This window comes from Halorussus sp. MSC15.2, from assembly GCF_010747475.1.
Classification (GTDB): Archaea; Halobacteriota; Halobacteria; order Halobacteriales; family Haladaptataceae; genus Halorussus.
Genome location: NZ_VSLZ01000006.1, coordinates 194,061 through 217,033, shown reverse-complemented (window position 1 = coordinate 217,033; position 22,973 = coordinate 194,061). Strand labels below are relative to the sequence as shown.

Below are 22,973 nucleotides of genomic sequence, written 5' to 3'. Positions count from 1 at the left end.
TCGGCTCGGTGGTAGTTAATCGTAGTATCCGTCACCGATGTCGGTCAGGGCCGCAACCAACGTCTCCAACGCATTCCGCAAGTGGTAATGGAAGGTGGTTTCAGCGACGTCCATCGCCGCCGCAATATCACTCCCCGTACTCTGGCGTGGCCACTCGAAATACCCGGCGTGGTACGCGCGCGTGAGCGCTTCCTGTTGCTTGGCGGTCAACCGTTCCGCGACCGATTGGCGTAGTTCACTGGCCTTCTGGACCGGTCGGTCACGTTCACGTTGGGCGACCAACGTCGAGTCCGGATACACAGTCTGGAGCCGGGCCACTAACCGCCGAACGTCCGTTGATTGCGGTGCTTCAATGCAGAATTGGCCGCGGCCGTCAGCGACGCGACCCACTGTCAGTATCGCCCCCCGTTCTGTTAGTGCAGTCAGCGCAGGCCCCGTCATGACGCACTCGAGCAAGCCGGTGTCGTCCTCGTCGGTGATGACGCGCACCTGCTCTACACCCGAATCGGCTACGGCGACATCGCGAACCGCCGTCGGAGCAGCGCCGTCAACCCTGAGATAAACACTCCACGTACCAGCCGCTGACTCGACGTAGCCAGTGATTGTGAGGTCACACCCGAGTTGCTCGGATAACCGGACGAACAGCAGGTCGGAATCGGTCACCTCGAACTCGAGTTCGACGACCGTGTCCGCAAACAGGAGGTTGCGGTTCTCGATTGCGTTGGTGGCGAAGCCGACGGCGTTCCCGAGAGTGTCGAACGCGGCTTGTTCGCGGTGACTGAATGCGAGCGGGCGAGTCGCGTACACCGCCAGAATGCCATAGGTGGTGTCGCCGTGGACTAGCGGCACGGCGGCCGCCGATTTAATGCCCCGGGCCAGCGCCTGTTCTCGCCACGGTTCGAACGACGAATCAGACCGAATGTCCTGACTGACTTGCACGCTGCCAGTGCGCAGCGCCCGTCCGCCTGGCCCCTGACCGGTGTCTGTCTCGGTCATCGTGACCGTAATCGAGTCGACGTACCCCTCGTCAACCCCAGCGCTGGCGCGGGGAAGGATTCGGTTGCCATCGGGCTCTGGTTCGCCTATCCACGCGAACTGGTACAAATCGGATGCGGCTAGCCGGTCACAGACCATCTGTTCGATTTCGGCGCGCGTTGGTGAGGTGAACAAATCGCGCGCAATTTCCAGCAGAAGTTTGTTGATTCGGTCGAGCGTCTCGAGTTCGTCGCGCTGGCGTTCTAAGTCCCGCTCGTGTTGTCTGCGGTCCGAGATGTCGATGGCCATCAGGACCGCTCCGTCGAACTCGCCGTCGCGATACAGCGGGACACCACGCCCGGTGAAGTACGCCTCTTTGCCGTAGATCGACTCGAACGGGAACTCGAACTCGATGGTTTCACCGTCCTGCAGCCGCGTAAACAGGTCTGCTTGCCCGGTTTCCACGATTGACGGAAGATTACGGATGTCCTCCCCGATTGCCGCCGACTCCTCTTCGTCGTCGGGCAGCCCAATGATTTCCTCGGCGCGCGAGTTCTCGTACGTGATGCGGAAGTTCTCGTCGAGACGGAACATCCCGAACGGGGCGTTCTCCACTAGCTCTTCGTTGAACTGGCGGGCGGTCCGGAGTTCCTGTTCGCGCTGCTCGCGGTCGGTCACGTCACGCACAACGCCAATACTTCCCCGATATTCGCCATCGGGGTCGGGGTAAAGCCGGTACCGCGCTTCTAGAGTTCGGTCGCCGTCGGCGGTTGGTACCGTCGCTTGAACGGTGCCGATACTGGTGTCGTTCTCGACGGCGCGTCTGCGAATCTCCTCCGCGGCGGCGACCTCGTCGTCGTACTCGAACAGGTCCACGACGGGCGTCCCGATGAGGTCTTCCCGTTGTAAGCCGGTCAGTTTACACATAGCCTCGTTGACGAAGGCAAATCGGAGATTCTCGTCGAGCACGTAGATGCCATCGTCGACAGTGTCGATGATAGTTTTATAGCGTTCCAACTCGCGGTCCCGCGTCAGGCGTTCGTGGCTTTCGCGGGCGGTGCAGATGAAGTGGCTGTCATCTAATCGGGCGATCGAGAGGTGGTGTGGGAAGGTGGTGCCGTCGCGATGGAGACCAGTGACCGTGCCGCGCCACTGGTCTTGCTCATGGCACGCCGGGAAGATTTCCTGTTCGATGCGGGCGCGTTCGTCGGCAGCGAGGCGTTGCGGCCACGGTGTACCACTGAGCGCATCAGAGTGTGGAAACCCGTAGAGGTCGGCGTACGGTTGGTTGACCGCGATGTGTTCGGCCGGGTCGGTCTCGATGACGGCCATCGCAGCTGGCGACGCAGCCAGCACCTGTGCCCCGTCCCAGGGGATGTCGGCTGCGCTGGACATAATGGGCCGTGTTATCAACTAGCACGGTCTTTAATGTTCGGGGAACACCCAGTTCGCGACGTGCCCAGTGTCCAACCCCTCACCGATATCTGTAGGCTAGCCTGAGCGTCCGACCGGCTTTCTAGTCCGGGAATCGAACGTGAGGTGCGTCGGTGACTGCATGGCCGTCAACTCAATTCACCGGTGGAGACCGTCTGTTTCCCATCCGTGGACGGAATACTATGGAATTCCTCTCCAGAAGGGCTGGTAGAACAAGCATGTATAGATAGCGGCTAAACACCAACTCTAATGACGATGATACGCTGGGAAGTTGCGAATTGTTAAGGGTTTAGAGTTTGATTCAGCGGACGATGACCTGTCTTCGCCGCGGAAGTATCATTCTCCTGTTGGCGGGACTCTGTGTTAGCGGACTATTTTTAATAGGGGCGCTATCAGGCACTTCCGATACGCCGAACCCGCAAGACCGTCCAGTGTTCATCAATTTTACTAATAGTGCGGAGACGAGCCATACGCTCGAACTTTGGGTCGGTGAAGGGACAGAGATCAATGACATCCAAGTTCAACGCAGTACTGGTGGTGACTACAACACCACCGAGGGGACTGCTGGTATCAGTTCCAGTCATCCCGGCGACTATCACACGGTTACGTCCCTTTCGTTTCCTAGTGAGGTCCAACTCTACGGACGGTACACGTTGGACCCCAGTACGACACGCACTTGGACGATGGCCGAGCCGTACGGCCAGACCGTTTTCGTAATCGTCGTCTACACTGACGACCACGTCAAAATTTGGAAGAGTGTCTCCTGTGACAACGGACTCCTCTACGGCTTCAAAACCGAAGTAACGTCCTACGGAGCGCCCGGCGCGTACACCTGCCTGTAAACTATGTATTCACGACGAACACTCGTTGCATCCGGTCTCGCGTTCTTGGGTGCGGGCTGTAGTTCACTTCCATTCGGAGGTTCGAGGGATGAACAGGACCTCTGTGAGTACGAAGCCGTCGCCGAACCCTTTGACCCCGTGACGGACCTTCCGCCCGCGTACAACCGATTTCAGCGGACACTCGCTCACCGAGCAAGTCGCCATGGGAGTACGACTGCTTCCTACGGGCCTCGCCCACTCAAACGGGCCTCGTACGTAGAGTTCGAGGACTCGTATTACTACGTCGAACTTGCCAACAGCTACACCGCTGAACTACCGGCACTCGTACTCAGCGTCACGTGGAATCCCAGCCAAACGCCATCACCGAACGCGACAGTGCTATCGTTCCCAGACCTCCCCGAATCAGACCAATTAGCATTGCGGTCCACCGTCTACGGCGGTCTCTACAAACCCCAAGTCCATCCGGAGACGATACTCGATTTTTCCGCGTCTCCAGTTCCATATCCAGACGGGACCGCTGAATCAACGTTCGTGGACGAGAGCGAGTTGTGGGTTCGTTGGGAAGGGAGGACCTACGAGGTGACGGCCCACCGAACAGCCACGATGGAGAAGCTCGTACACGAGTACACGGCTGAACGGGTGGCAGAGAGTGCCGAGTCATTTCGTCGGTTGATTGCCGACCGACACATCATCCGAATTGAGTCCCCCACATCTGCAGAGCAAGCCATTCTGGACGCGGCGGTGACCGACGGCTATCACGAAACAACCCAGTCTCCTTCCCGTGCATGGCACCGGCTCCTGGAGCGACTTCCGGAGACAGCCTTTCCTGAAGCCCACTACACGTGGTACGTCGACTACGACGGGGAGTGGTATACCCTCTCTCTCAGTTCAGACGAGTCATGCGCGAATTAAGATGGTTCGGAACTCCTCAACCTCGGAGGATGAAACTGATGCGTGCCTTTCTTTCACCGTAGCTCGTAGTGACTCAGCTCCGAGAAGTGTCCGGCTGCCTTTCGCTCAATTCAGCCATCTGCTAGTTGATTAGTCTTCTCGGGCGTGGTGCACTCGACTTGCAGGGGATTTCTGCAAAGAAACGTCGGCGCAGGAAGGAACGGTGGTTCTGTCAGTTGCTGAAGTTAAACGCGGCCTCCCGGTCGTTCTTGACGCCAATGTCATCGACAGTCTGAGAGACGTTAGAAAACGTATTCAGAAGAGTTTCATACGAATGCCAGCGCCAATCAGGCAACCGAGGCGCTCTCACAAACGAATCAGCGAGTCCGAAGCGGGCACCGGAAAGGGAGAACGAGTCGTTTTGCCCGACGAATGCCGGATTATCGCCCTTCGAACGCGACGTGATGCAGGCCGCCACTCGGTGCAGGGACGTAGAACGCTTCGTCGGTTCCGACCGAGATTTGTGAGTCCACGTGGCCGACCGACGAGTGGCGCGCGGAGACCTCTAGCGACGACCGCTCAACGACCACCAGTCCTGCATCGCGTCCAGCCACCATCAGTGCGTCTTCGGTGAAGACTGGCTGGGTGTAACTCTCGCCAGTCTTGACGGTTGTCAGTTCGTCCCCGGTCCCGGCATCGAAGACACGCGCTTGCTCGCCTTGGCCGGCATTCACCGCGACCAACTCGCCCGCAATCGCGGGCCGGGCGTACCCCTTCTCGGGGAGCGAGCGCCGCCACTCGACCGTTCCGTCGGCTGCGCTCACACACACCAGTTCCGAGCCGTCCGCAACCGCGTACAGCAGGCCGTCGGAGATGGCGGGCGGCGTGTCGAACGCACTTGGGCCGTTCAGCGTCCATTCAGTGTCGCCGGATTGGAGGTCCAGACCAAGGATTCCTGGCTCAACCGCTGTCCGGTACGTCACGTAGGCGAACGAGCCGTCGGCGCAGACACCAACCACGGAATCGTCGGAATCCTCGCTCCATAACAGTTGTTGCAAATACGGATTATTTATTCAGAATTGGGGTAGAATTCTAACTCACTAATTCCTCTCCAATATGGGCGAAATAATACTGCGCAGACTATTGTAATATTACTGATGGTATTGACATTCGCTACTGAAATAGAGTGTATACATCAAATTGATAGGAGGCTTTCGCGTAAGTGACCTTATGGCTATCACGAATGTCCTTGGTGAGGACTTCTGGGCACGGCACACGAATCCGTGGAGTGGCTATACGCGGCTTCCAATGGGGCCAGTACTCCTCCTTGGGCTGTATCGTCGGGATTGGCGGATGGTTGGCTTGACCCTTCTCTATGTAGTCATCAATCCGGTGCTCTTCCCCGAACCGGAAACAAAGGATGCATGGATTAGTCGAAGCGTTCTCGGTGAGCAACTATGGTTAGAGGACGGACACGAGGTGTTTGAGGCCAGTCTCCCTGGCGCTCTCAACGTGTTGAATGCTGTGGCATATTTTTACGGACTGTACGGGGCTTATAAGCGCAACCCCCGGGTGACGGCCCTCGGCGGAGGAGTTGCGCTCACCTGCAAACTTGTGTATCTCCACATCCTTGTAAAATACTACGACGAAAATGCGCGAAATCGGAAGTAGTCCCAGTAGGCCCATCACTTGAAAGCTGAACTCCTAATGTGATAGTGAAGGTTAAGCAATCGCCTAGCTTCAATGGTAGTATAAATGCAGAGTATGAGAGTGAGAGGCTACCCATTCAGTAAACCGCTGAGCCAGGTGGTACTCTGATGAAATCGGTGACAGTCCTCGTTTCGCCCCCGACGAATCATCCTGTGGACCATCTGTTTACCAGTGAATCGAGAGTGCAACGGGAGCGAATCTTCAATCTCACCCTCCTCGAAGATGGGACGTTTGTTCTCCTCGGCCGGATTCGAGGCGATCTAACGCACGCACGCGAAATTCTCTCGGCTGAACAGGACGTCCTCGGGTTCAGTATCTCCGAACAGGATGCGAACGTCGGACTCGTGTTTGTACACGCTCGACCGCCGCCATCCATCAGGCGGATACTCGAACTCCGTCGAGAGCATGGCGTGTTCTTCGACCTCCCGATCGAGGCGACAGAAGAGGGGCAGCTCAAGCTCACCATAGTCGGCGAAACCAACAGCGAAATCACGGGAATACTGGACGAAATTCCAGCAGAGATCGAGATATCGGTCGAACGAATCGGTCCGTACATCGAGGATCCAAAATCGATGACAGACTTGCTGACCGACCGTCAGCGCGAAATACTGGAGGTCGCACTCGCCAGTGGGTACTACGACGTTCCTCGGCGCGCGACTCACCGAGACATCGCCGAACAACTCGAACTCGCAGTACCGACAGTAAGCGAACACCTCCAGAAAATCGAAGCGAGAATCTTCGGTGCCCTCGAACTCTGATTACGGCCATGAGATCCTCGAACAGCATCACCCTCCGATTCTACTTATAAACAGCCATTAGTACTAGGCACCAGTCTAACTCCTCAGCTAGGCAATAGCGTATTATGGAACTTCACCCCGTTACAGATCAGTACCGCGTAATCAGGAGGGACAATTAGATGCCGGAGACCGAACTATCAGAGGTACGCGATCGGCGATTCGTCATCTCGCTGGATGAAGAAGACGCGACAAACCTCGAACTCACTGGCGGTAAGGGTGCAAATCTCGCTCGCTTAGTCGAAGCGGGCATGCCAGTCCCCGCTGGAGCATGTGTGACGACTGCCGCCTATCAAGTTCTCGTCGACGAGCCCGACATCCGGGCAGAGATCGAATCGTTAGAGGGACTCGACCCAGGGAGTGCGGACGAAATCGCTACGAAGAGCGAGGAACTCAAAACGAAGATCCGGGAGACGGAGATCCCCGAACACATCCAACGGGCTATCTCGAACGCACTCGACACGCTCGATGCCGATTCCTACGCCGTTCGGTCGAGTGCGACGGCCGAAGATTTGCCGACCGCGTCATTCGCCGGAATGCACGAGACGTTCCTCGGAATCGACCAGGAAAATGTTCTCGAATACGTTCAGGAGTGCATAGCGAGCCTCTTCACGGAACGGGCAATGTCGTACCGGCTTCGAAACGACGTCTCGCACTCGGAGGTAGCGATGGCGGTAGTCGTGCAGACGATGGTCAAACCAGAGATTGCCGGAGTGCTCTTCACCGCCGATTCTGTGTCAGGTAATCGCCACATCGCATCGATTGACGCTAACTATGGTCTTGGCGATACGGTGGTCGCCGGAGACGTATCCCCAGACAACGCACGTGTTGACCGCCGAACTGGAGAAGTTCTCGAATACGAAGTCGGCGAAAAGCACCTTGCGCTCCGCTCGGGGAAGGACGGCCAAGATGAGCCATCACTGGAAGAGGTATCTACTGCGCGCCGTGAGAGCCGGGCGTTGACCGATGCCCAACTACGGGAACTCGTAGAGCTCGGGGAGGATGTCGAAGAACTACTCGGCAGCCCACAGGACATCGAATGGGCACTCGTCGATGGCGAGTTCATGCTGCTCCAGTCACGTCCAATCACCTCTTTGTATCCGCTCCCATCACCAGTGCCGGCCGATGACCAGCTGCACATCTACTTCAGCATCGGTCACCAGCAAGCGATGGCCGAGGCACTCCCACCACTGGTCGTCGATTGGATGCAGGAAACGGTAAACAGATCAGTTGCTCGGTTCCAGTCCGCCGAATCTGAGCAGTCGTTCGCAGTCGAAGCCGGACACCGAGTGTATGTGGACCTCACCCCTCTTCTACGAGGGGAAGTAACACGAAAGATCGCTCTTCGCGTCCTCGACTCGATGAGCGAACCCGCAACGCGTGCACTCGAAGATATCCTCGACCGACACGAAGATACACTCTCTCAAGACACGCTCACGAACCGGCTCCGAAAGCTCGGTCGCGTGAGCCGACGCCTCCTCCCGCTCGTTGTCTCAAATGCACCGGACCTTTTGGCCCGTCTCCTCAAGCCGTTCCTTCTGGGGCCACCCGACGCCGGACACGTCCGTGCTCGTATCGAACGTGCGGGAAAAACGATGGCAGCCCGTGTCACGCATCCCGAGTCTCGCAGCGAGCAGATTCGAGTGGGGTTCGAGGAAACCGAGCTCGGTACGCTGGTCGCTTCGGTAGGAAGCAAGTCGATGCCGTATCTTTTGGCTGGCGTTATGGCGGGCAATGTACTAGAACGGCTGTACCCAGACGCAGACGACGAACTCACAGCACTCAGCCGGGGATTCGACGAGGAGATCGCCACCGAAATCAATCAGCGGCTCGGCGACCTCGCAGATATTGCTAGGGAACATCCGGACGTCGAAGCGGCGATTCGAGACGAATCCTCTCTCTCAGAGATCGAAGATGTCGATGGCGGAACCGAATTCGTGGCGGCATTCGAGACGTTCCTTGACGACTTTGGCTTCCGGGCGAGTAACGAGATAGACCTGAGCCGATCACGTTGGCGAGATGATCCCTCAATGCTCTTTCAGACGATTCAAAGTAATCTTCGGAGTGGTGATCATGGAGAACACCGCGAACACTTGGCTCAACTGAAACAGGACGCAGGTGAAGCCGCCGAGACACTTGAGAATCGCGCTAGTCGAGGACTCTTGGGCCCCGTGAAACGGCCGATTGTGGGGCAGTTGATCCAAGTGTACCGAGGCGGAATTCAGCTCCGGGAACACCATAAACACGGAGCTGCGCGATTTCTCGCGGCCGTACACGACGTCGTCTCCGATACAGGAACCGAACTCGCTCGGGCCGGTGTTTTGGAACACCAAGAGGACGTCTGGTTCCTCCGGAAACGGGAATTGTTGAATGCACTAGATGGTGAGTCATCTTTTAATGTGGACATCTCCGAACGACGTGATACTCACCAGCGATATGCGTCGCTGAGTGCACCACCTATTCTCACGAGCGAGGGAGAAACACCGACAGGCAAGAGAGATGGATCTCCCTCAGAACACGTGCTCACTGGAACGCCGGTCTCGTCCGGTGTGGTCGAAGGAGTTGCCAAGGTGATGCACGATCCGTCTGAACAGTCGATTTCAAAGGGTGAGATTCTCGTTGCCCCGTCCACGGACGTTGGATGGACACCGTTGTTCCAGGATGCGGCTGGGTTAGTGATGGAGGTTGGTGGCCGGATGACACACGGCGCACTGGTCGCACGTGAGTACGGTATTCCGGCCGTCGTGTCGGTGGCGAACGCAACCAACGAAATCCGAACGGGCGAGCGAATTCGAATCGATGGCGAGCGCGGAACCGTCGAGTTACTTGACCGAACGGACCAATCGACGGGAGATTCTGACTCTGAGAGTAAGCGATGAGCACTCGCTGGAGCGAGATGAGAGATCGAATCGATACGGAAGACCTCAGAGCGACAGTTGAATTTCTTGCTCTGTTCCTCGTCTTGCTGGTTTTACCCGACGAGCGCCTCAATGTACTGCTCGGAGTGAACCCGCGACAGGTCTGGTTAGTCGTGGTGTTCGTCGCAGGACTGAGTTTTCTTGGATACCTCCTATCCAAGGTAGTCGATCCGGGGACTGCAATCGGGGTCACCGGAGCACTTGGGGGTGCCGTGTCCCCCGGAATGACAATCACATCACTCACTGAACAGTACCGGCGTCATCCGGAGTTCGGTCTTGCCTACACGGTCGCAGCTGCGATCGCATCGACGATGCTGTTCTTGCGTAACTTCATCGTCGTGGCCATCGTCAGCCCTGCATTTGCCCAGTCACTCGTGATTCCATTTGTGGCGATGGCCGGGGTAGGATTCCTCGTAACAGGGAGTCTCTGGTTTCGTACTCGAAATCGTGAACCACCAACGAACGAATTGAATACTCCGTTTCGGATTCGATCAGCGTTAGCGATTGGTGGCCTTGTCGCGGTCGTTCTTGCCTTCGTCAATTCCGTTGACTTGTCTCTTTCAGCAGGCACTACCCGCATTGGAATCGTCATAGCGACTGTGGTACAGTTATCTGTATACGTTGTAGTAACGTCGATAGCTGGTGCGAAACAGATTGCTCAAGTGATTATTGTGATACTACTCGGTAGCGCAAGCGTCGGAATTGTGCTCGTCGTGTTATAGCGGAGCACACACCTGAAATGATACGGTTGGTACCGAAACACATCGGTATCTTGCACTGAAACCTCCATTCAGCTAGAATATCTAATTGAATTCGAGTCAGGTTGCATGCCATATTCTGGCCTTCTATTCAACACGGGCTGTTGTAGCCGTTATCTTATATTTACGCTATTTTATAGTATTCGGCGGGAGTCTAAAATGGCCCTACTTCAGCGGAACTCTGACCAAGGATCAAACGCTTTTAACTTGTCTTTGACCACCGACAGGTCGTCCTTCTCCCCAATTTGCAAATCGGCGGGATCTTCCTCGATAGCGCGCATCACCTCGGGACCGCGGAACGGATAGTCCTCATCGTCATCACCGAGATCAATCCCCAGTTCATCGGCGCGCTTCACGTTCGCGGCCAGCCACATATTGTACCAGAGGACGGCGAAATAGAATACCTGTACCCGGATGTAGTACCGCGTCGAGCGTGACTTCGCCAGAAAATCCTCCTTCAACTTCCGGTAGCTGGTCTCTATCCCCCATCTCGCGCGGAAGTCATCGGCCAGTTCCAACGGTGTCAGCGGCATCTCCTGCTGCTCTTCGGTGAGGCTCTCTAGGTCAATCTCCTCGTCGGGGGCGTCAGCCACCCAGTCGAGATTCGTGTAGAAAGCGATCCACCTGTCCTTCGGGTCATCAGGCTCCTCTTTGTACAGTTTCGACTTCTTCTCGGACTCCATCACCCAGAGGTTGTGACGCTCCGGGACGTCGCTCACGCCCCACTTCGTGGCCTGCCAGTCCTGCTCGTTCTCGATAGCGTGGTCCATCATCTCGTCTATCTTGTCTGCGCTCTGTTTCGCCTGCATCACCCAGCCGAGGCTGTCGAATTCACCGAGCGCACGCGCCGAGTCCTCATTGTAGAACCCGCTGTCGAGATAGTTCTTTGTGAAAACCCGATTTCTTCATGAATTACATCATATGTCCTTACAGACTGCCTTGCGCAGTTCTTCTAGCAACTCTGGGTGATGTTGTCTAAGGACCTCTACATCAGTTTCTAGTTCTTCGATTCGACTGCGAACCCGATGAATCGCTTGGTATCTCTTTTCATCAGAGACATCAGCTTCTTCACTGATTCTCTCTCGGTCCGTCGTAGTCATTATTGCGCGGTATTTTCCCACGCTAACTGGAGGTGGTTCCATCCACTTCTACGTTAGCACTATTGCTATTTAACTTTGCACTAACGCTAATAGTTTGCTTTGATGCTAAGTATTAAGTAACTTCACAATCATGTAACTAGTGAGAAGTGCGGGAAACCGGTCAGAAGTAGGCCGGAACGTGTAGGAGCACGTCCGACCGCGCTTCGCCAACTCGACGAAGCATGAAGATATTAGCCTTTGCCGGACTTGAACCCTCTGGCACGACCGTAGAATCGCTCGACAAGCAAGACGACTGTGACAAGTGCGTGAAACTCGACGACGGCTTCCCGTGCGCCAACTGCTACATCCCCGGCCGGAAGGACTTCTCGGAGGACTACGCATGAGCGCCGAGGAGTGGGAGCCACTTGGTCGGAAGATAGTGTGGATCCACACGCTCAACCAACTTGACGATCTCGAAGTTGCAACCCACCGACTCGCCGGGAAACTCCGAGACGGTGAGGAAGTGACGGCAGAGGACATCAAAGAGATTCGCAAGGCGCTAACAGGGATTCAGACGCTGGTCGAAGAAGACCTGAGTCTGCTGGTTGACGACATTGAACCCTACCACGATGCACTGAATCACGTTCCGTACGATGCGTTCGCCGACTACCTGGACGTCTCGGTGTCACGGCTGAATGAACTCGACCGCCAGGGGCTGCTTGGCGATGAGAACTGACAGTACCCGTGTGACGGCCCGAGTCGTCCGTACTGAGTACGGTGAGACCTTCCACGAGTACCAAGTCGGCGGTGTCACCTACGGCAGTCTCGACGTACTCGAATTGGCCCTAAACAATTGCTAACACCCCTGAGACAATGATTGAAGCCATCGAGAAGGACGTTTTCGTACGGATACAGACCGACCTGCTGGTGGTCGGGGACAGCATCATGACCGACCGCCATCACGCCTCAAACGGCAATTACGAGGACGACGACCCGCAGAATCAGATCGGCGGCATCATCCCCGCCTTCCCGCTCTCGGGCTGGCTTCGACACGGGATGGAGGAAGTCGTCCACGAGTACGACGGCACCGCCTGCCACCCCGGCGAGGCCAACGCGAACTTCATGAAGGAAGACGTCTACGAGCGCGACCTCAATGACGGCTACCACGAGAAGGGCGCGTGTACCGACGATCCGAAGGAAGACGACGGCTGTGTGGTCTTCGATCTCTTCGGCGGATTCGGTGGCGTCCCTGGGAAGGTGATGCGTCGCCCGATTAAGTTCAACCCTGTCCGCTCCAGCGTGGACTACACGCGCGGGCAGGCCGAAGGGCACTACCGCAGGCTTAACCGGAACATCGTCTCCCGAAACGCCGACGACAATCGGGAGCCACTGCGAAACGCCGAAGTGGATGCCGTCGCCAATCTCGACGGCTGCTGGCATCTCTCCTTCCGGGAGGTGAAACCGGAGTTCGTCGGCCTTCTGGCCGAGGGCATCGACTTCCTCGATGCTCACAAGACCGACTTCATGCACCAGCTCGGTGGCGCTCGGAACTTCGGCGCGGGGATTGTCGATTGCCACCTCATTAACCCACTCTACAACGAGCGCGAGTTGAAGCGCGTCTTCGACCGCGGGAAGGGCAACACGAACAAGATGGACGAAAAGGACGACCAGTGGACCGAGGAGTACCGCCCGGCGTTCGTGGAGGCGCTGGAAGAGCGCATCGAGGAGGGACCGTAGATGGCCGAGAACGCCAGCCTCAGCGACTTCCAGACCGGTGATGGTGGCGAGAGCGAGATGGCCGTCGCGTACCGCCACGACGCCCACAAGATGAACGGTCAGCCGCACGACTACGCGCCGGAGACGTTCGCCGGGGTTCCCGTGAACCAGACGGTTCCCCACGGCGCGGACGGCGATGCGTCGGCACTCTCGCGCCCCAACGGGAAGCCTGAGCGGACGATGGAGAACCACGAGACGCTCTACCGGCTGTCGCTCATCGAGGGTGAGAGTCGGTACGACCCGGAGGAGTACACGCGGAACGGCGTGGAGAGCGCCGTGCATGACCTCCTGACAGAGAACGACCCAGAGGCCATGCATCGGGCGTGGCTGAAGAGCGACGTCGCCTCGGCGTTCAACGAGATCGTCTACTACCCGTACACGAGCCTGAAGTACCACACCCTGCTCGTGGCGGCGCTACTCGACAACTACCGCGACGGCCACGAGTTCGCCGATCTCCTCTTGGTGGTGGACCACGCCGGGGAGATCGTGCCCCATCGGACGGTCTACGCAGGCGAGAACTTCGCGCTCCGAATCGACGAGAGCGCCGACGGCCGGCCGTCGTCCCGTCTCGGGAGTCGTCCGTGGCGGTCGTGGGCTTCGACGTGGAACCGGCTGACCGCGCACCCGCTCGATGCCGCTCACGACAAGTACGACATGGTGCTCGACGCGAACCTCCGCCGGATCGGCGCGTGGTCTACCGCGCTCCAGTACATCGAGGACTTCCGGGAGGCGTTTGACCGATGACGCGCATCCAGCAAGTCCAGTGGGAGCTGGAGATGGACTACATCGGCCACCCGTACTACGTCTCGGGGAACGCCATCATGCACGCGCTCGGTCAGCAACTCCCGCACGACGTCCACCGCCACCTGAACGCGAGTCACGGCGTCTTCGTGCCCGGCCAGTTCGGGACGTTCCCGGAGGAGCACTCGCAGAGCGGCATCCGGCCGTACCTCGGAAGCGGCCTCCCGGACGTGGAGAGCTACGACGACCTGTTCCTGATGCGGCAGGCGTCGCACTCGTGGCTTCTCGACTCCCGGCCGCGAGACGCACTGAACACCCACGACATCCGCGTGCAGAGCGGCCACCCGGCGCTGTCCCACGAGACCATCATGGGGAAGCCCGACGACGCGCGGAAGCAACAGCAGACGACGAATTGGTACATCAACGCATACCTTCACGCCGACCGGGACGACGTCCTCCCGCTCGATGAGAGCGCCCTGGATGGCCTCCAGTTCGGCGGGAAGCGCAACTACGGCTACGGCATCACGCGGCTGAAGGACACGCAGGTCGTAGACCTGGAGGCGCTGGACTACTCGCGTCTCGAAGACCGCGAGGCGTTCATCCTCGAACTCGTGACGCCGTTCGTGCTGGAGTCGGAGTACCCGAACGCTCACGACCAGGACGTTCCGTGGTGGTGGAAGGAGGATCGCCGCGATCTCCGCGAACGCGAGGAGAAGGTGCTGGAGCAACGCGAGGTGTACAAGCTCCAGACGGTGGACCACGGGCAGGTGGTCGCCTACGAGGGCGACCGTCCGGTGGAGACCGCGAAGAGCGGCATCCTCCGAGTCGGCAGTCACTCGAAGTACGGTTTCGGTGAACTGCGAGTGAAGCCCGTCGAACCCCGCTCGAATCAGTGTCAGAACTTAGAGGAAAAGACGAAGGTCACCGGGTGAGATAACTCATGTGTGACGGGAGAATCGGCACGAAAAAATCACGCCGCGGACTGAATAAAGAAATCGTATTTGCAACAACTGGTAAAGGTGCTCACATTGTACCATCGGCGAGACGAGTGGCGGGGGAATCCTGCCGAAGAACGAGCTCAAAGCCGAGGGGTTGCTCAAGGAGGATGGGAGCGTCATCGACGGACAGCAGTTACGAGTGACTCAGGTCGAACAGGGGAAGTGGGAGACCGAGAAGGTAGAAGCTGAGCAGTTCGCTGTTGCGGACTGATTACTCGTCGGCGAGTGCGTCGTAGATTTCGCGGTGGTCGTCACGGCTCTTCTTGGCTCGTTCTCGGAGGATTTTCTTCCTCGCGTTTTGGAGAAACTCTTCTGAAGGTTCTTCTCCATGTTCCTCGATGTACTCTTCTCGAACCGTATCGAGTACTTTCTCCATCAGATTTGTTGGAGAACTCTCCGAGTCCTTTGTTGCCATCTTCTTACTACAAATCAGGTTTCGGCTGTGTTAACCATTATGGTGATCATCGTCTTCTACGCTATCTTCGTCTCCACCAGCGTATACCTCGAAGTCTTCTGGATTCTCCTCAAAAGACTCCATAAACCCAGATATGAGAACTGCTGCAAGGAATTGATCAGTAGTCACTTCCTCCCAGTCGACACCGTCTTCTTCAGCGCGGTTACTGAAGTGCTCAACAGCTACCGTCTCATCAAAGATGTCCTCTCGAACAGAGAATAACTTGACCATAGACCTGAAGTCTTCCCCAGTGTGCAATTCGTACCCGTTGAAAAGATAGAACATTTCGACTGTGTTCAACGCGGTCCGCTTGTTTCCATCCACGAACCAGTGGTTCGCGGCGAGTAGACGCATGAGGTGGAACGACTTCTCGTGGATCGTCTCCGGACCCACTCCGAAGTGACCGTGTTGGATGTGGTCTATGGCGTACCGAATCTGGTCCGGGTCCCGGACCCCCGGTTCGCTATCCTCGTCCTCCTCGATGATATCGTCGTGGATAGTGAGGATGTCCTCGACGGTCGGATACCAAAACGGATCCTCGTCCGGGTCGGCCATGCTACTTCGGAGTGGTCACGCCGTGGTCTTAAATCACTGAGGTTGGACGAAGACGATGGCAGCGCAGTTCGTGGCCAGTAGTCAGAGATGACTGGTTTAGTCGAGATAGTTCTCCATCGTCTCCTCGACCGACTGTCTCTCGAAGGACTCTACGAGTCGGTAAACCCGTTTCCGGAGCGGCCGACGTTCGCGTCGGGCACCGCGTTCGTACAGGCACTCCATGCCCAGTTGATGCACGGGTTTCCCGATTCGAGCAGTCCGCTTTCGAGTCACATTTCCGTTGCCTTCGGTGAGTAACAGCGCCCACGTGAACCCGTCGGTCGCGATACCCGCAGCGGGAACCTCAATCTTTGAGAGATACGTCTCGCAGTCGAGTCGAGAATCTTGGAACTCGTTCGGTTTTTTTTAGTTCGCCGATAATCGGGTAGTCGTCTTCCACCAACTGAAAGTCCGGTACAAGGTCTTCTAGTCCGGGTAGCAAGCCGTACCGCCTCTTCTTTTCGATTAAGAAACCGGTCCACATGGTCCCGGAAGTCAGCATACCCTTCTGCGCGGTCGATAGCCTCCGGTAGGAATATTTGTTATGTAAAGCGGAAGAAAACAGAAACTGGAATACTATCCGACCGTGTAGGGGTTATTGTTAACGATTTTGTAAGCAGGCCAGCCAACGGTCTTCGGTTGGGTAGAGTCACCGTCGCAGGCAGTCCCGTTGTAGCTCCCTTTAGCGATGCTCATGTTGTTGATGGCCAACGCTTCACAGCTACCGTAGCTACATCCTGTGAGGGCGAAGATTGGGCCGCCTGAGTCCCCTGGTGCAATGTCCACTTCGGTTTTTACGCCGTCAGTATCGAATCGGGGACAGCCGGTAAATCCGCCCTCATTGTATCCTCTAATCGTCCCTGTTCGATATCCAGTTCCGTCTCCAGATTTGTATGCTTCGCCGGTTTTATCCACCATCGAAGCGATTCCATCACGGGTCTTGTACCCGGTAAGAGTGTAGCTGTATCCGTCCCAGTAAATTTCGTTGGCAATGTCCGTGATTCCCTGATTGTTCGCAGGTACTAAGCACCAGTCGTGGAGAGCGTGTGCATCTTCGAACGTTCCAATCGTGGCATTGTTCGCGGCAGCCGCGACCTCTCCAGTCGCTTTAGTAGTACAGTTGTCCACGAACACATGGTTCGCGGTCAGCATGTACTCCTTATTGCCATCATGCATCCGGTATCCTGCTGTCCCTTGGTGGGTAGATTGGTTCTTCTCCCAGATGACGATTCCACCGGGATATGGCTCTATTGTAGTTTCCGCACCGCCACACAGGAGGGTTTTGTTATGGTTGATTCGTTCGTACTGAATCTCATTGAGTAGGAGGTCATTCGAAACTGAAACACCAACGTCTTCGAGAACACTCGGAAGTTGTTCTTCCAACCCAGAGGGAGCCTCTTCCGCAATTTCTATTACTGGCTGAGTTGCGGTATATCCTCCAATGCTACGTGAAGACCCATCTTGGTACATCGCGATGAGGTGGTCACCGAACTGACTGTTATTTCGAATGTGTTGCAAAGCTCCGAACAACTGATTGTAGACCTGACGTAGAGCCTTCTCGTGTTCATGCCATTGGACAGGCACTTTCTTTTTCTCTACAGGCTCCTGTTTTAGTCCGCCGCGCCCCGTTACGATTCGGCGCTTTCGTTCAGCCGCGCCGACTACATTTGAGAGGGATGCGACTCCAACTGCGGAACCGACACCCTGCAAAACGGTACGCCTGTTAACTCGGCTGTCAGCTGGTTTCTCTGACATCAATACGCAATTTTCAATATTGGATTAAATTATTTTCTCTAGCAATTATACTAAATTAGCCTCATGGGACATGGTGAATTCAAAATGGAGAGAGATTTGTCCTTATAAATAAATTGATTGCCAGAATTACCTTAACATATCGGGGGCGAAGTCCTCTAGTGTTTGGTTAAAGAATGTTTAGGAAATAATAATTTAAAATGCTGTGTTTTTTACTCACCACAAGGCCTTTTTCTCTTATCTCGTATGAGGATGTATGAACCGTCGGAGGTACTTGGCACTCGTTACAAGTAGCATGGGGGCGATTACAGGGTGTGCAAGTCCACTTGCTCAGACCAGGCAAAAGAAAAAGCAACTCGGAAAGGTATCGTTCGTTGATAAAAAGACCAAAGGTGTTGATTTAGATGTGCAGATACCACGTTCAGTTATCACGACAAAACAAACTGCCATCATCCAGTTGCGGTTTTCTAATCCAACTTCCAAACCAATTGAACTAAAACTTGACCGAGAAACTAATTCTCCAGCGCCGTTGTTAAGCTTTGTCGAATCCAATGCCGGTCGGACATCCACCGGTATCGCTCTTGTTCCGCGCAAGGGGTATAACATTAAACGGACGTCAAACTCCTGTTGGAGACCCGGTAAGGATGGATTTGTGAGACAACTTGATGAAGAGGTTATGAAAATTTCGCCAAGTGAATCAGTTCAGTTGGATTACGAGGTTTGGGAAGATACCGAGAAAGGTGAATGCTTCCCTACAGGGAAGTACCATTTCGGGAAGAACAAAGACAACCCAAACTCATGGAGATTTACAATTAAAATAGAGAAAACAGAGAATAATTAATTCCTAATCATTGAATCTAAACCGACGGGGTGGATATTCGGGGTCTACTAGTAGAGTCCTCCGACCGGAATCCCGATGGTGATGGCGTCGGGGCGGCGTCCGCCCGGTCGAGGCCTACATGCCATTCCACTGGACACGAGTAGAACGACCGCACGGACACCAACATGACAGACAAACGTATCACTCCTATCCGGGTCCGAAGGCCGCGATATCGGCTCCCACAGTCGCCAGTGCGTCGGCAGGGTTCGGGTCGCTGTCGGCTAGATGCGTGTACTCGTGTTCGGGAATGTTCGCCAATGCGGTCGTGACGGCTTCGCTATAGGCTTCGACGCCCGGCTCTGTCGGGTCGTTACCGCCCCAGACGTCTCGGATGACCGTCATCGAATCGATGCGCACCTCCAGTCGACGTGGCTCGTAGCGAGCCAGCAGTTCGGAGAGTCCGAGTTGGAGGGCGACGTACTCGGCGGTGTTGTTGCCCGTCCGGGAGCCGACGGGACGGCCGAGACGGGCGAGTTCGTCCTCCGTCGCGTCCATGATGACTGCGCCCGCACCTGCGGGACCGGGATTGCCCCGCGAGCTACCGTCCACGTAGAGGACGAACGTGTCGCTCGTCGACTCGGCGACGGGTGGCCGGGTGACCCCCGACGCCAGCAGGTCTTCGAGCGCGCTTCGCAACTCGTCCGAGGAAGTCGCGGGGTCGAAGAGACCGCCGTAGCCGGGGACGGCGTCGTCGATGGCGTCGGTGGCGGCCGCCATCTCGTAGCCGACGCCCGCGAGTACCTCGTCGACGAGCGCGGCGAGCGGCGAGAGGTGTTCGGCCGGGAGCTGGTCGTCGGTCACGCCGCGTCCCCCTTCGGAATTCGGGTCCGAGTCCTCACACCTTCGCTCGCGGATATTCTCGTTGGCTGCTCGCGCCACTGCATACGGGTCCTCGGTGGTCCAGCGGCATAATCCCTTCAGGTGGGACCACTGGCCGGTCGTTTCGAATCGGTCGGCCTCACGGGGTCCTCAACGACTGATACACTCGGCCTATCTGTGGGATTCGGTCTGGCTGTCGTCAGCTACGGTTTGGGTCTCCGACGTCGTTGTTCGAGTCTTCGCCGACCCTCTCTTGGACCTTCTCGATTCCTCGTTTGGCCTTCTCTTCGCTTACGCTGGTTCGCTTGCTGACCTGCTTCGCTATCTTGTCCTCGTGACCCTCGACGAGTCCGAGTAGCCGCCGGAGCTTGTGCATCAGGCCCATTATCTCTGCGTTTTCGCCCGGGTACCCGAAAACGTGGTGGCCGTCGTCTAACGGAATTGTTGCACACTCTGCGGAGGCGCTACTCCGAGGGTTTGGGAGGGACGTCGTTGAAGAATTCGGGGTTATCCCACGGCGAAGCATGGCCAGCATTTGGGACTTCCTGCAGGGTCAAGTTGGGGATTTGGCCAGCTAGCGTCGGAGCGTGGCGGCTGATTATCGACTTCTCGTGTTCACCGTAGTGGATGAGCGTCGGGGGAGCGATAGAGGAGAACTTGAGGACGAAACCTATCACCGCAGGTCCGTCGTTCAGTCAGTTCTTCGTTCGGTGAAACACCGATTCGGCGACACGCTCTGAGTGCGAGCCTGGTTCTGCCAGTTCCGTGAGCTCGCCCTCAAAGCTGCCGTTAAAAATATCGAAGTATCGCTTAGCCGCTAGACCCCATAATCTCGACCCTCTAAACACGCCCGATTCTTTCCATTCCCTACTGACTGTGTTTTCACCACCATTTTCTTTTAGTTATCATTAATAACTATAATTTGATACAATGGGCCAGGAGTTTACTCCAGAACCTAATACAAAAATTTGGTAACTTATGAACGGAATCCAGCGGATTCCGACTACTTCGGTTCGTCTTCGATGTTAGTGTATTGCGCTTCCATGGGCTCAAAGTCGGTCTCTTCACTGTACGTCTCGTCGAAGGCGCTGTCTTGTAGCATTGACATGCCGTCTCACGATATGGATTCCTTTCTAATAAATCCTTATATTAAATAAATTTTTTATATTATTAATGCATCCCATAATGGGGTCCAGGGGTGACCGTGACCAATCGGTCAGCTGTTGAAGTCGATCGAGGAGACGTCACCGACTTCGTCGTGGTATCCGTTGAATCGGACGACCTCTTCTTTCCAGTAATCGTCGGTGTTGTACTCGCCGATGCACCAACTATTCTTGACGTGGGCGAGGCCGTGATACCCGGACCAGTAGGTGGGTTCGGTGAGAAACTCGTAGGCGGCTTCCGCGGCCTCGCCCCTTCCGATTTCCCGGAATAGCCGCCCGGTTTCACTGGCGAACTCGCGTGCGCGATTACACTCGAATGAACACGGGTAGAAGTCGACGAAACTCCATCCCTGGTAGGCCCAGATCGGATTGAGAATCGGGTGAGGATCTTCGACGACGAGCTCGCCGCCACGTTCTTCTGTACTCGGCGTATTCCGGGCAATCGCTACGATGGGATCGTGCTGTCCGCTCGCCCGGTGTTGGGTGTAGGCAGTCGCACAGCAGTCCGGAACGCCCCGATATTTCATTTGGTCGATGGGACTGACGTCCCCGTCCAGGAGCGTTTCTGGGTTGGCGGGGCAATCTGGAGACGTCAATACGAGGGTCGTATCGTCGTCGTCCACTGCTCGTGCGACGTCGATCTCGTCGCTCATGTCCGCGACGATGTCCGACGCCCGTTCCGTCGGAACGAGTCGGCGGAGGGTTTTCCGTGGGTGGTCTTCGTCCAGGAGCGCTCGTTGGGCGACCTCGCGTCGACCCTCAACGAACGATTCGAGCGGATCGTCCCAGACATCACGGATTTCCAGTTCCTTCCAGTTATGTTTGGAGACCTCTGGGAGGTCAAGCGAAACGTCCGGTTCGTCTCGGGAGGGATCGAGCATCATGGTGAACGATTAGAACCTCGGATTCGGGCACGGTCGCTGGTGATTGACGTCATTTCTCCCCGTTCTCCCGGTAGGCGATCTCCTCAACGCTGGGAGCGTCGTGAGAGCCGCCAACCACGTTCGGATCTTCCGCCTGGCTGTGGTGCATCCCGGCGAACGGCATGATGTCGACGTCGTTGGTGATGGTCAAGTCGGCTAGGGGGGCGTCCCACGGGGCGTCGGTAATCAACCTGATACCGGGGAACATTGCGCGCACGTCTTCTTCGATCTGGTTATAGAGGGCGTACTTCGCCTCACAATCTCTCGTCCGGTTCCGGTAGTCGTAATCCATTCCCGCCGCCGGACAGCCGCCGGTACAGACGTTCCAGTACCGACAGCCCTTGCACCCTCCTTGGTCTTCTTCTCCCTCGGTGTGGGCACCCGGGACCTGTTTGAGCATCTCGTAGCGCTCTTCGGTGTTGTTGTACTCGTTGCCGATCGAATCGCCCTGCAGGAACGCGCTCCCGTCACCGACACTCGCCCACGTCTTCCCGCAACCGCTCGTTCCTCCGTCCCCCTTGATGACCTTCGCACCGGCCGCGTTGAACGGGTCGCATTTGTCGTTTATGCAGTATTTGAGGTGGTTGCCGAGCAGATTGTTCAGGTAATTGGTCATCGGACTCCACTGGTGGTAGGGTTCAGCCTTGAACCACTCCCAGCTCTGGAGGAACACCTCCTTGAGTCGCTCGGGACTCAGCGACTGGTCCTCCTGGATGTCCTCGTAGGGGATTGCAGGATTGAAGTGGCCGTAGATGCCGTGCTGTGTGAGGTCGTCCATCCAGTCGAGGAGTTGTTCGAGCTTCTCGTCGGTACCGGCGTTTTGCGTGGTGAGAACGGTAATAATGCCGACGGATACGTCGGTCTTCTTGAGACGATCGATTGCGTCGAGGGTCCGCTCAGTCATCGTCTCAGTGACGTCACGCATTTCGCCGTCCACCTCGGAACGCGCCAAGCGAAGATCGTTGAGGGCGGGAGGCCCGTCACAGGAGATTCCGACGTTGACCCTGTACTTCTCGAACATCTCGATGTGTTCGTCTTCGATGAGGGTCCCGTTGGTCTGGATCCGAGTGTATCGGCCGGTCCCCTCGAGGTCGTACTCCTCATGGATCCACTCGAAGATCCGCTCGATGTGCTCGTTCCGCATCAACAGCGGCTCGCCACCGAACAGCGACGGGACCTCGGAGTACTTCTCACTGAACTGTTCCAGACGGTCCATTATCTTCTCAATGTCGTACTCCGCGTCGATGTCCGCCTGGGAGTGTTGTCGATCCGGTTCCTCGTAACAGTACGTACAACCGAGGTTACACCCGGTATTTGGCTCGACGAGAATCGTCATGCTGTCACCGTTCGACGATTGACAGTATCGGTGGTTCGAGACTGAATCCCGGTCACGTAACCACCTCGAAGCGGTTGGTTCGCTCTTACGTCGAATGTTTCGTTGGCCTCCGTCCTTGGCTGGCGGGACAGGACTT

Annotated in this window: 22 protein-coding genes and 1 pseudogene; 13 read left to right on the top strand and 10 right to left on the bottom strand. The window is 56.5% G+C overall.

The annotated features are described in order from the left end of the window. Window positions 1-15 precede the first annotated feature (15 nt). Complete coding sequence (locus tag FXF75_RS19125) at window positions 16-2,370, bottom strand: bacterio-opsin activator domain-containing protein (protein WP_205427889.1); 2,355 nt, start codon at window positions 2,368-2,370, stop codon at window positions 16-18. A 722-nt stretch (window positions 2,371-3,092) separates the two neighbouring features. Between FXF75_RS19125 and FXF75_RS19120 the strand changes: the two genes are divergently transcribed. Together FXF75_RS19120 and FXF75_RS19115 are read left to right on the top strand one after the other, a co-directional pair. Further along, complete coding sequence (locus FXF75_RS19120) at window positions 3,093-3,251, top strand: hypothetical protein (RefSeq protein ID WP_163523562.1); 159 nt, start codon at window positions 3,093-3,095, stop codon at window positions 3,249-3,251. Window positions 3,252-3,782: 531 nt separating this feature from the next. Further along, window positions 3,783-4,163, top strand: coding sequence for a hypothetical protein (locus FXF75_RS19115; protein WP_163523560.1), 381 nt, complete (start codon window positions 3,783-3,785; stop codon window positions 4,161-4,163). Between the two features lie 419 nt (window positions 4,164-4,582). On the opposite strand, the gene FXF75_RS19110 is transcribed toward FXF75_RS19115, so the two are convergent. Next, on the bottom strand, window positions 4,583-5,161 hold the full coding sequence (locus FXF75_RS19110) for a PQQ-binding-like beta-propeller repeat protein (RefSeq protein WP_163523558.1): 579 nt from the start codon (window positions 5,159-5,161) through the stop codon (window positions 4,583-4,585). Window positions 5,162-5,372: 211 nt separating this feature from the next. Between FXF75_RS19110 and FXF75_RS19105 the strand changes: the two genes are divergently transcribed. The 4 genes from FXF75_RS19105 to FXF75_RS19090 all read left to right on the top strand — a co-directional run bounded on the left by FXF75_RS19105 (window position 5,373) and on the right by FXF75_RS19090 (window position 10,286). Then, complete coding sequence (locus tag FXF75_RS19105) at window positions 5,373-5,813, top strand: DUF6653 family protein (RefSeq protein ID WP_163523556.1); 441 nt, start codon at window positions 5,373-5,375, stop codon at window positions 5,811-5,813. Between the two features lie 146 nt (window positions 5,814-5,959). Then, window positions 5,960-6,610: a helix-turn-helix domain-containing protein gene (locus FXF75_RS19100; RefSeq protein ID WP_205427887.1), complete on the top strand. Its 651-nt coding sequence runs from the start codon at window positions 5,960-5,962 to the stop codon at window positions 6,608-6,610. 158 nt (window positions 6,611-6,768) lie between these two features. Continuing rightward, window positions 6,769-9,525, top strand: coding sequence for a PEP/pyruvate-binding domain-containing protein (locus FXF75_RS19095; protein ID WP_163523554.1), 2,757 nt, complete (start codon window positions 6,769-6,771; stop codon window positions 9,523-9,525). Continuing rightward, on the top strand, window positions 9,522-10,286 hold the full coding sequence (locus FXF75_RS19090; RefSeq protein WP_163523552.1) for a DUF4010 domain-containing protein: 765 nt from the start codon (window positions 9,522-9,524) through the stop codon (window positions 10,284-10,286). The genes FXF75_RS19095 and FXF75_RS19090 overlap by 4 nt, the downstream gene beginning before the upstream one ends. A gap of 206 nt (window positions 10,287-10,492) precedes the next feature. Here FXF75_RS19090 and FXF75_RS19085 read toward each other — a convergent pair whose 3' ends face one another. Then, window positions 10,493-11,131: a transposase gene (locus FXF75_RS19085; RefSeq protein WP_163523550.1), complete on the bottom strand. Its 639-nt coding sequence runs from the start codon at window positions 11,129-11,131 to the stop codon at window positions 10,493-10,495. A gap of 512 nt (window positions 11,132-11,643) precedes the next feature. Here FXF75_RS19085 and FXF75_RS19080 point away from each other — a divergent pair. The 5 genes from FXF75_RS19080 to FXF75_RS19060 all read left to right on the top strand — a co-directional run bounded on the left by FXF75_RS19080 (window position 11,644) and on the right by FXF75_RS19060 (window position 14,850). Next, window positions 11,644-11,805, top strand: coding sequence for a hypothetical protein (locus tag FXF75_RS19080; RefSeq protein WP_163523268.1), 162 nt, complete (start codon window positions 11,644-11,646; stop codon window positions 11,803-11,805). After that, a complete protein-coding gene (locus tag FXF75_RS19075; protein WP_163523548.1) occupies window positions 11,802-12,137 on the top strand; it encodes a hypothetical protein in 336 nt (111 codons plus the stop codon). The genes FXF75_RS19080 and FXF75_RS19075 overlap by 4 nt, the downstream gene beginning before the upstream one ends. Window positions 12,138-12,274: 137 nt before the next feature. Continuing rightward, a complete protein-coding gene (locus tag FXF75_RS19070; protein ID WP_163523546.1) occupies window positions 12,275-13,138 on the top strand; it encodes a hypothetical protein in 864 nt (287 codons plus the stop codon). Beyond that, window positions 13,139-13,921: a hypothetical protein gene (locus FXF75_RS19065; RefSeq protein WP_205427885.1), complete on the top strand. Its 783-nt coding sequence runs from the start codon at window positions 13,139-13,141 to the stop codon at window positions 13,919-13,921. Further along, the gene (locus FXF75_RS19060) at window positions 13,918-14,850 is read left to right on the top strand and encodes a hypothetical protein (RefSeq protein ID WP_163523544.1); all 933 of its coding nucleotides are present in this window, start codon (window positions 13,918-13,920) and stop codon (window positions 14,848-14,850) included. Before FXF75_RS19065 ends, FXF75_RS19060 begins: the two co-directional genes overlap by 4 nt. Before the next feature lie 277 nt (window positions 14,851-15,127). Here the strand turns inward: FXF75_RS19060 and FXF75_RS19055 are convergent, their stop codons facing one another. The 3 genes from FXF75_RS19055 to FXF75_RS19045 form a co-directional block, all read right to left on the bottom strand. Continuing rightward, entirely contained in the window at window positions 15,128-15,331 is a 204-nt protein-coding gene (locus tag FXF75_RS19055) for a hypothetical protein (protein WP_163523542.1), read from the bottom strand. 30 nt (window positions 15,332-15,361) lie between these two features. Continuing rightward, window positions 15,362-15,925: a type II toxin-antitoxin system death-on-curing family toxin gene (locus FXF75_RS19050; protein ID WP_163523539.1), complete on the bottom strand. Its 564-nt coding sequence runs from the start codon at window positions 15,923-15,925 to the stop codon at window positions 15,362-15,364. A 615-nt stretch (window positions 15,926-16,540) separates the two neighbouring features. Then, complete coding sequence (locus FXF75_RS19045; RefSeq protein WP_163523537.1) at window positions 16,541-17,719, bottom strand: hypothetical protein; 1,179 nt, start codon at window positions 17,717-17,719, stop codon at window positions 16,541-16,543. Between the two features lie 271 nt (window positions 17,720-17,990). Here FXF75_RS19045 and FXF75_RS19040 point away from each other — a divergent pair, with 271 nt between their 5' ends. Then, window positions 17,991-18,557, top strand: coding sequence for a hypothetical protein (locus FXF75_RS19040; RefSeq protein ID WP_163523535.1), 567 nt, complete (start codon window positions 17,991-17,993; stop codon window positions 18,555-18,557). A gap of 186 nt (window positions 18,558-18,743) precedes the next feature. Here the strand turns inward: FXF75_RS19040 and FXF75_RS19035 are convergent, their stop codons facing one another. Together FXF75_RS19035 and FXF75_RS19030 are read right to left on the bottom strand one after the other, a co-directional pair. Then, window positions 18,744-19,397: a ribonuclease HI family protein gene (locus FXF75_RS19035; RefSeq protein WP_163523533.1), complete on the bottom strand. Its 654-nt coding sequence runs from the start codon at window positions 19,395-19,397 to the stop codon at window positions 18,744-18,746. A gap of 217 nt (window positions 19,398-19,614) precedes the next feature. Beyond that, window positions 19,615-19,800: a hypothetical protein gene (locus tag FXF75_RS19030; protein WP_163523532.1), complete on the bottom strand. Its 186-nt coding sequence runs from the start codon at window positions 19,798-19,800 to the stop codon at window positions 19,615-19,617. Window positions 19,801-20,074: 274 nt separating this feature from the next. On the opposite strand from FXF75_RS19030, the pseudogene FXF75_RS23560 reads away from it, so the two are divergent. Beyond that, window positions 20,075-20,236, top strand: a pseudogene (locus FXF75_RS23560) (IS5/IS1182 family transposase); the annotation flags it as partial. Between the two features lie 395 nt (window positions 20,237-20,631). Here FXF75_RS23560 and FXF75_RS19020 read toward each other — a convergent pair. Together FXF75_RS19020 and FXF75_RS19015 are read right to left on the bottom strand one after the other, a co-directional pair. Beyond that, on the bottom strand, window positions 20,632-21,462 hold the full coding sequence (locus tag FXF75_RS19020; RefSeq protein WP_163523531.1) for a hypothetical protein: 831 nt from the start codon (window positions 21,460-21,462) through the stop codon (window positions 20,632-20,634). A 49-nt stretch (window positions 21,463-21,511) separates the two neighbouring features. Then, complete coding sequence (locus FXF75_RS19015; RefSeq protein ID WP_163523530.1) at window positions 21,512-22,837, bottom strand: radical SAM protein; 1,326 nt, start codon at window positions 22,835-22,837, stop codon at window positions 21,512-21,514. Between the last annotated feature and the right edge of the window lie 136 nt (window positions 22,838-22,973).